Origin of the sequence: uncultured Rhodococcus sp. (assembly GCF_963525155.1) — a bacterium.
In the GTDB taxonomy this organism is placed as follows: Bacteria; Actinomycetota; Actinomycetes; order Mycobacteriales; family Mycobacteriaceae; genus Rhodococcus_F; species Rhodococcus_F qingshengii.
Genome location: NZ_CAURKP010000033.1, coordinates 33,100 through 40,542, shown reverse-complemented (window position 1 = coordinate 40,542; position 7,443 = coordinate 33,100). Strand labels below are relative to the sequence as shown.

Genomic DNA, 7,443 nt, shown 5'->3' with positions numbered 1-7,443 from the left:
GCGGGTGGGGGAGTGACGGTGGGGGCGAAGCGGGTGGGGGAGTGACGGTGGGGGCGAAGCGGATGGGGGAGTGACGGTGGGGGCGAAGCGGATGGGGGAGTGATCTGTTGACGCAACTGCGCGAATCAGTCTGAATTTTTGAGCAATTCGAGCGCTGCGTTCCGGCCGGCACCGAAGGGGTCGGTGCCGATACCGATCCCGTCTGCGACGAGGGCACCTTCGTGAAGCAGCATGATTGCCTCGACGAGACGTTCGTCGGCTAGTCCGTCCGTCGCCAGAATGCGCCGGAAAAGGTCTGACATCTCCCGCTTTTGTTCGGCGATGACAGCGAACACCGGATGTGAGTGATCGCTGAACTCGGCGTGAGCGTTGACCATGCTGCAACCCTTGCCTCCGCTCGCCTTGGACCAGGAGGCGGAAGCGTCGAATACCGCACTCAACTGTTCGGCGCGGCTAGCTCCGGCTGATGCGAGCTTCTCGTCGCGAAAGATTCGCCACCGCCGATCTCGAGCCCTCAGGTATTCAACGACGAGACCGTCTTTCGAGCCGAACCGTTCGTACAAAGTCTTCTTCGTGACCCCGGCGTCCAGTGCGACGGTATCCACGCCTACGGCATGAATCCCCTTTTCGTAGAACAGCTTCGACGCAGACTCCAGAATGCGACGCGCTTTCGGAGTCAATTCGGGTGTGGATTCCTCTGCCATGGACAAAAGTATACCGATCTGTATAGTCGGGCTCATGAGTAAACAGATCGGTATACCTCGGGTCGTGACCTCGAGATCTGCCGTGACGGCTACCTTGTCGGTCCTGTTTGTCGCGTGCTGGAGTTCGGGATTCATCGGAGCCAAACTAGGCGCCGGCAGTGCCGGGGTCCCCACGCTGCTGATGTGGCGTTTTCTCCCGCTCGCGGCGGTGCTGCTCCCGATTGTCTGGCTCTCCGCCCGCCGCCGGAACGCGATGCCGACACCGCGGGCTCTCGGCAGGCAGGTGGTGATCGGGATGCTCTCCCAGAGTGGCTACCTGTTGTCGGTGTACTGGGCAGTCGATCTCGGCGTGAACACCGGAACAACTGCGCTGATCGACGGTATTCAGCCGCTGGTGGCTGCCGCGCTGCTCGGTCCGGTCCTCGGTGTCGCAGTCCCGCGTATGCAGTGGGTCGGGTTGGCGATCGGAATGGGCGGCGTCGCGATGGTCACGGCAGCCGATGCCGGGGCCGGTACATCGGCGCCGTGGTGGGCGTACGCGATGCCGTTCCTGGGGATGCTCAGCCTGGTTGCATCCACCTTCGTCCAGCAACGCGCTCCCACGTCTACACCGCCACTGCAGGCTTTGGCCATCCACTGCTCAACCAGCGCAATAGTTTTCACAACTCTGGCGATCGTCTCGGATGCTGCCGTACCGCCGAGTATCAGCACATTCTGGATCGCGTTGCTCTGGTTGATCGTGTTGTCCACCTTCGGTGGTTACGGGCTGTACTGGTTGTTGCTCCGCCGCATCGGCATTACGTCCGTCAACACCCTGATGTTCTTGATCGCCCCCGTCACCGCGGTCTGGGGCGCACTGATGTTCGGAGAATCCTTCACTCCGTTCACCGCGCTCGGCTTGGCGGTGGGCATCGTCGCCGTCGTCGTGGTCACCCGGGTGGGCAATCGCCCGAAGAAGCAGGACGAGGGCACGGATTCCTGCCCGGCGAGAGCTTCGATCACGTCGCGCTGATGAAGGCCGATCGGGATGTGAACCGCTCGCGGAGCGCGGTGAGGTGCTCTGCGGTGAGCTTCAGTCCGTTGATTGCGTAGTCCTCGACGGTGCCGAAGTGCGTGCGCATTTCGTCGAGAGCTGCGTCGAAATAGCTGTCACGGACTCCGAGGAGGGGTCGTAGCACTTCTGCGTCAACGCCTTTGCTCGCGGCGAAGTCGAGGATCGGTTCTGTCATGGGAGCCAGATCGGTGTTCGTCTCCAGGTAGTCGGCGCGTACATCGGCTTCGTCGGCCCCGAGGAGGAGTAGGAAAGAGGTCGCGGCCCACCCGGTTCGATCCTTGCCGGTGGTGCAGTGGAAAAGTGCTGCCCCGGAGCGTTTTTCGTCGATGAGGTCGAGGTAGAACGTGCGATAGGCGTCGAGAGCGGACGGCAGGCTGACGAAGTTGCGGTTGGCTTCCTCCATCTGTGCGATCCCACGTCCATCGCTGATGGTCTCGGCGTATGCGACCGGGTCCGTCATGAGTAGTCCAGTGGCCGCGGCGTTTTGGGCATTGTCGGCAAGTACGTCGAGCCAGACTGTGCGCGTCGAGTCAGGGAGATTGTCGAGTGCGCCGTCGCGCTCGGCGGCGGTCCTCAGGTCGTATACCGTCCGGACGTCCAAGTCGGCGACCGCGGCAAGGTCGTCGCCGTCGAGTTTCGCCAGAGTCGCCGAACGATAGAGCGCGCCCGCGCGGACGGTGCCGTCTGCAACAGGAATGCCACCGAGGTCCCGGAAGTTCGGAGCGGACTTCAGGAGAACGCGGCGATCGAGCGGGTGAGTTGGCATGGCTGACTCCTTGTGGGTTCCGTTTCCGAACTGATCATTCATGCCTTCTGCACACTGCGCACGAGCTTTTCGGCATTGCGTCTCTTCATCCACTTGTCGATGACGAGAGCCATGAAGATCCACCCGCCCAATGCCGTGATCACCCACACGATGATCGGGGCGAGGATCCAGGACCCGACGCCGCTGATCTCGATACCGTCGGGGACCAGGGTCGCAACCCAGAGCGCGAGCAGTGTGGCGACCAAGCCGACACCACCCGCCAGCGGAGCTGCGTAGTGCAGTGCCACGCTGAGCACGAATGGGCCGAGAATCATGTGTGCGAGGGTGAATACACCGATAGCGGCCAAGAAGCCGTTCACGCTCAGGCTGACCCCGGGAAGAGCAAAATGCACGACGATCAGCGCGATCGCGCCGAGAACACATTGCGAAATGAGCTGAAATAACAGACGCATGGCTTGTACCTCCGTGATCAGGTCGAGTCACCCGAGAGTGGTGTGTGCGTGGGGAACGCTTTGCTGCAGGGCTTCGGGACGAGGCGCCGTCCAGGTGCCGTCGAGCACGGAGGGACGGGGGCGGTACAGGCGCAGTACGTAGTTCCAACCGGGCATGATGGGCAGTGCGTTCGCGACGCCGTCGAGATGGACCCCGAAGCGAATGGTGGTGCTGCCGTCGGAGTCTGGGGTGGCCGTGAGGCTGTTGATGCTGTTGACGCCCAGAGCGTTCTCTTCGAAGTATCCGGCCGCGTTGTACAGCGAGACCGACCAGAACGCATCCACGGGAACATCGTTCAGGCGGAGACGGTATTCCCCGACCGGGAGACGTTCGTCGAAGTTGACGTAGGTGGCCTCGTACTCGGGAAGGCCACCCCAGCCGGATGCGGTACCGAGCAGGTGCCTGATCGGATCGACTTCCGCAGCGGTACCGAATGAATGGTCGTACGTGGTGATGCCACGCGCGAGTGCGAGGAGTGCGTCGCGGGTCTCGGTCTGCGATTGCTCGTCGTAGTCGGGCAACGGGAACTCTCCCGTTCCGCCGCCGTCGATGTTGAGGGCGTCTTGCAACCGGTTCACCTCGGCGACGTCTTCGGGGCTGTTCGGATCGACGAGGATGCGCACGATCAGTGCGGCGTAGTCGGTTCCGACCAATTCGCGCGTGAGCAGGTGCTCTCCCGGATCGCGCAGGATGACGGGACCGAAGTGATCTTGACTGACCACCCACACGGAGATGTAGCGCTTGCCGGTATCGGGCACCGTGATCGTGACGTTCTCGCGCACGTCGATGATCGCGCTGCTGTACAGAGTGTCGCGGTTCTGGCGGATGATCGGCTGGTGGTCGAGTGACCCGAGATCACGAGTGTGGTTCCACGTGCCCAGGCCGACGCCCGCGGCCAGGCGAGCGAACATGAGATCGGATTCTGCCCGATTGAAGTTCAGGACGTTGACGGCGATCGTGGACATAGCGGGTTCCAATCGGTGTCGGGTATGGAAGCGAGAGCGGGAATCCCTCGCCTCTGTCGGGGTGAATCAGCCGAGCAGTCGCGCTTTCGCGGCTTGGAATTCGGCCTCACTCAGCAGGCCTTGTGATTTGAGGTCGCCGAGTTTCTGCAATTCAGCGACGAAATCGACCGGGGAGGCGGGTGCGGGTGTGGGCATCGGGAGTACGGCCTGCTGCTGGGCGAATTCGTACTGCGCCTGCTCGTATTCGGCTTGGGCTCTCCTTTGCCGGCGGGTGGCCATGCCGTCGCTGACGGCGGTCGCAGTACCGGTCACGACCGCGGTGCGTGCGGCGAGGCCCAGCAGTCCGGGGCGACCTCTTCTCGGGATGTACGGCATGTCAGACCTCCAGTTTCGGGCTGATCGTGTCCATGAGGGCATTGACGACCGGGGCGGGTATCCGCTCGTAGCCCAGTAACACCGCGCCGGACGCCGCGGTGCGTGCGGCGAGCTCACGCTGATAGACCAGCTCGAGCGCGACCAGCAGCGCTGCAGCGCCGGTGGGAATGGCTGCCGCGAGTTCGGTGATGTCCTCATGCCCGAGCAGACCGGACGCGCCGAGCATCTCGACGTTGATCTCGAAGCCGTTCGGCAACTCCTCGACTTCGATGAGGGTGAGTTCACCGTCCTCGGACTTGGAGATGACGATCAGATCGAGCAGCCGCACCAGGCCGGTATCCGTAAGGTCGGTCAGTGCGGAGAGCGCGGCCGGGTCGAGGCTCTGCCCAGGCAGGCCGAGAAGGTAGAAGTCGACGGGGCCGAAACGCGCGGCACTCACGAGAGGACCTTCAGCTTGAGTGCGGCGAACTCGTCCTCGCTGATCGCTCCGGCTTCGAGCAGTGCTGCGGCTGCGGCGATCTCCTCGCTGGGGCTCTTCCCCGCGACCTCGCGGATATACGATTCGGCGGCCTTCTCGGCGTCGCGTGCGGCCTTGTTGCTGCGTTCCGTCATCCCTTCGCCGCGGGCGACGAGATAGACGAGCGCGGTGAGGATGGGCAGGAAGAGTAGGAAGAACACCCAGACGGCCTTCAACCAACCGCTGAGCTTGTGGTCGCGGAACAGGTCGGCGATGATCGCGAACAGCGCGAAGAGATATCCGATGAAGACGGTTGCCCACAGCATCCAGCCGAGGCTTTCCCAGAAGCTCATGTGTCTTATCCGTTTCGTGTCAGGCCTGCGCACCGGGATTCCGCCGACTAGCGCATTTCGGTTGATTCCGGCAATTCTCACTGGTTTCCGCAGGCTTCGATCGCGGTCTCATCCGAAGCGGATGAGACCGGATTTCCACGGACATCGAACGTCTCGAGTATCTTCGACACATGATCGAAGCCGTGCGTGACGCACTCGCCTCTGGTGAGGCGGAGCAGGCTCGACGAGTCCTGCGGAAAAACTGGCTTCGTTTGATTCTCGAATCTCATACCAGGGAACTCGAGCAGCTCTGCCTTGCTCATCCCGATCCCCACGATCCGCACATCCTGCTGATACGGGCGTGCTGCCGCGATCTCAGCGGTGATCCGTACGGCGCTGAGTTTCTCCGCGGGCAGGGTCTGCGGGTGGCGTCCGACGATTTTGTCGTCTGCTTCACCGACCTGCTGCTCGCTCCGGACACCTCGACCAAGGCCGTCATCGCCGATCGCGCTCGCCACGCGCTCGCCCAGTGCGAGCCCGAGGACGATTACCCGTCCGCGCTCTTCCTCCTCGGGTGGACCGAGATCAGGCTTCGTCGTGACCTTCCTCGTGCCATCGCGCTACTTCGCTCGGCCGGCGACGAGGCGCAGTTGCAGTCGCGTACGGAGACGTTGCGTCTCGCACAATCCAATTTGGCTTTCGCGCTCACCCACGCAGGGGTATTCACCGAAGCCGAACAGATCCTCGACGGCCTTCCTGCTCGAGAGGTGGCGTCCGACTGGGAACGCTTCGAAGGCGGTCTCCCACAGTCGAATCGAGGGTGCATCGCCTACTGGCGTGGTGACTTCGACGAGGCGATCGCTCAGTTCGACTCGATCATCGAGGAGGGCAGCCCCGGAACCAATTTCGAGGCGCTCGCCCGTCTGTACCTGGTGATGAGCCTGATCGCTCTGAACCGGGAAGACCGGTACCACAACGCCGCTCGTCTGCTGCGAGGCGTGAGCACTGCGGACAAGCACGGCATTCCTTGGGATACGCTGCGGCGCGTCACCACGGCCTGGCTCGCCCACGCTCAAGGACAGGACGAGCAAGCTCGCCGCATCGCAATGCCCACGCTGACCAGAACAGGTGCTGCGGTCGCTCACGCGCTTCTCGCGGAGCTCTACCGAGTCATGGGGGATCCGGAACCGTCGGCTCAAGCGCTTCGCTTGGCAACCTCGGCCGCGCTGCCGCGATATGCGCTGGTGAGCACCCTTGTCACGTCTGCCGCCCTGAGCTCCGTCGCCGGGCGTGGACCGCAGGCGCACGAGCAGTTGGATCGTGCGCTGGCGGAAGCAATCCCCGAGCGGATTCTCGCCCCATTTCTGAGCGGCGATCCGGTAATCGTCGATCTGTTGAACGCGCACGCAACACAGGGGTCGAGACACCAGGAGCTCCTGCGCACGATTCTGGAAAAACGGGGCCAGCTCTCTGCCAAACTCGCCGGAGTCCTGACGGAACGTGAGAAAGAGATCCTCACTTTTCTGCGAACTACGATGACTGCAGACGAGATCGCTGCGCACCTCGGCATCGCCTATCCCACTGTGAAGACTCACATTCGCTCGATCTACCGCAAACTAGGCGTGACCAAACGGCGTGCCGCTGTTCAAGCAGCCGACAACCTAGACCGCGGGGTCGGGGGCAATTCCGCGGCGGAGGCTGCGAACCGTCAGATCCAAGGCTTGTAGTCGCGTCCCGGAACCGCGGTTCACGTAGTCCATCGACGTGTAGAGCAGTGACCACAGCAGGTTCTGCACCCAGTCCGAACCCATGTCGGGGTCGATGGAACCGTCGGAGTGTCCGCGCTCGATGGCATCGGTGACTGAGTCGTCGTTCGACGCGGACTCGGCAAACGAATCTTCTTGATACACACCGGGAGTGAAGAACAGGACCGTCAAGAGGTCGGCCAGTTCGAAGTATTCATGGCACAGGCGAACCAGTGCTTCGGCTCCGGTACCCTCGCCGAGTCGAGCTGCTGCTGCGGCCTCTCCGACGGCACGAGTGGCCTCGGCCGCGACTGCGTCGACCAGGTCTGACCGTTCGGGAAAGTAGCGGTGCAAAGTGGTCCGGCCGACCTTTGCGGCCGAAGCGATCTCGCTGAGGGTCGCAGCAGGCTTGGATGCGAACACCGAAACGGCAGCATCGAGGATGGCCTTCCGTGTGCGCTCGCGGGTCGCGCTTTGTTCTGGTGCGCTGTGGATCGTTGTCACGAATCCGAAGCGTAGCCGTGTCCGGTTTCGGTATCCAGTGTTTCCGAAT

10 protein-coding genes are annotated in these 7,443 nt (G+C 62.9%); 2 read left to right on the top strand and 8 right to left on the bottom strand.

What is annotated here, in order from left to right; genetic code table 11:
• Positions 1-125: 125 nt before the first annotated feature.
• Complete coding sequence (locus RWT78_RS10190; protein WP_314675516.1) at positions 126-704, bottom strand: TetR/AcrR family transcriptional regulator; 579 nt, start codon at positions 702-704, stop codon at positions 126-128.
• 34 nt (positions 705-738) lie between these two features.
• Between RWT78_RS10190 and RWT78_RS10185 the strand changes: the two genes are divergently transcribed.
• On the top strand, positions 739-1,716 hold the full coding sequence (locus RWT78_RS10185; protein ID WP_314675515.1) for a DMT family transporter: 978 nt from the start codon (positions 739-741) through the stop codon (positions 1,714-1,716).
• Here the strand turns inward: RWT78_RS10185 and RWT78_RS10180 are convergent.
• From RWT78_RS10180 to RWT78_RS10155, 6 genes are all read right to left on the bottom strand, one after another.
• The gene (locus RWT78_RS10180) at positions 1,703-2,524 is read right to left on the bottom strand and encodes a tyrosine-protein phosphatase (RefSeq protein ID WP_314675514.1); all 822 of its coding nucleotides are present in this window, start codon (positions 2,522-2,524) and stop codon (positions 1,703-1,705) included. The genes RWT78_RS10185 and RWT78_RS10180 overlap by 14 nt on opposite strands.
• A gap of 38 nt (positions 2,525-2,562) precedes the next feature.
• Positions 2,563-2,976 (bottom strand): phage holin family protein, encoded by a 414-nt coding sequence (locus tag RWT78_RS10175; protein WP_314675513.1) that lies wholly within the window; start codon positions 2,974-2,976, stop codon positions 2,563-2,565.
• Between the two features lie 27 nt (positions 2,977-3,003).
• Positions 3,004-3,981, bottom strand: a complete 978-nt coding sequence (locus RWT78_RS10170; protein ID WP_314675512.1) for a DUF1214 domain-containing protein — start codon at positions 3,979-3,981, stop codon at positions 3,004-3,006.
• 66 nt (positions 3,982-4,047) lie between these two features.
• On the bottom strand, positions 4,048-4,356 hold the full coding sequence (locus RWT78_RS10165) for an SHOCT domain-containing protein (protein WP_003940165.1): 309 nt from the start codon (positions 4,354-4,356) through the stop codon (positions 4,048-4,050).
• 1 nt (position 4,357) lies between these two features.
• A complete protein-coding gene (locus tag RWT78_RS10160; protein WP_003940322.1) occupies positions 4,358-4,795 on the bottom strand; it encodes a DUF6325 family protein in 438 nt (145 codons plus the stop codon).
• A complete protein-coding gene (locus tag RWT78_RS10155) occupies positions 4,792-5,166 on the bottom strand; it encodes a PLDc N-terminal domain-containing protein (RefSeq protein ID WP_030537228.1) in 375 nt (124 codons plus the stop codon). Before RWT78_RS10155 ends, RWT78_RS10160 begins: the two co-directional genes overlap by 4 nt.
• A gap of 170 nt (positions 5,167-5,336) precedes the next feature.
• On the opposite strand from RWT78_RS10155, the gene RWT78_RS10150 reads away from it, so the two are divergent.
• Entirely contained in the window at positions 5,337-6,872 is a 1,536-nt protein-coding gene (locus tag RWT78_RS10150) for a LuxR family transcriptional regulator (RefSeq protein WP_218747802.1), read from the top strand.
• Here RWT78_RS10150 and RWT78_RS10145 read toward each other — a convergent pair.
• Positions 6,807-7,394: a TetR/AcrR family transcriptional regulator gene (locus tag RWT78_RS10145; protein ID WP_030537226.1), complete on the bottom strand. Its 588-nt coding sequence runs from the start codon at positions 7,392-7,394 to the stop codon at positions 6,807-6,809. The two genes, RWT78_RS10150 and RWT78_RS10145, sit on opposite strands and share 66 nt — an antisense overlap.
• Between the last annotated feature and the right edge of the window lie 49 nt (positions 7,395-7,443).

What these genes read in the sequence shown, in the direction of transcription:
- RWT78_RS10155 (WP_030537228.1), bottom strand. Translation starts at nt 5,166, where the DNA reads ATGAGCTTCTGGGAAAGCCTCGGCTGGATGCTGTGGGCAACCGTCTTC.
- RWT78_RS10170 (WP_314675512.1), bottom strand. Translation starts at nt 3,981, where the DNA reads ATGTCCACGATCGCCGTCAACGTCCTGAACTTCAATCGGGCAGAATCC.
- RWT78_RS10150 (WP_218747802.1), top strand. Translation starts at nt 5,337, where the DNA reads ATGATCGAAGCCGTGCGTGACGCACTCGCCTCTGGTGAGGCGGAGCAG.
- RWT78_RS10165 (WP_003940165.1), bottom strand. Translation starts at nt 4,356, where the DNA reads ATGCCGTACATCCCGAGAAGAGGTCGCCCCGGACTGCTGGGCCTCGCC.
- RWT78_RS10190 (WP_314675516.1), bottom strand. Translation starts at nt 704, where the DNA reads ATGGCAGAGGAATCCACACCCGAATTGACTCCGAAAGCGCGTCGCATT.
- RWT78_RS10175 (WP_314675513.1), bottom strand. Translation starts at nt 2,976, where the DNA reads ATGCGTCTGTTATTTCAGCTCATTTCGCAATGTGTTCTCGGCGCGATC.
- RWT78_RS10185 (WP_314675515.1), top strand. Translation starts at nt 739, where the DNA reads ATGAGTAAACAGATCGGTATACCTCGGGTCGTGACCTCGAGATCTGCC.
- RWT78_RS10180 (WP_314675514.1), bottom strand. Translation starts at nt 2,524, where the DNA reads ATGCCAACTCACCCGCTCGATCGCCGCGTTCTCCTGAAGTCCGCTCCG.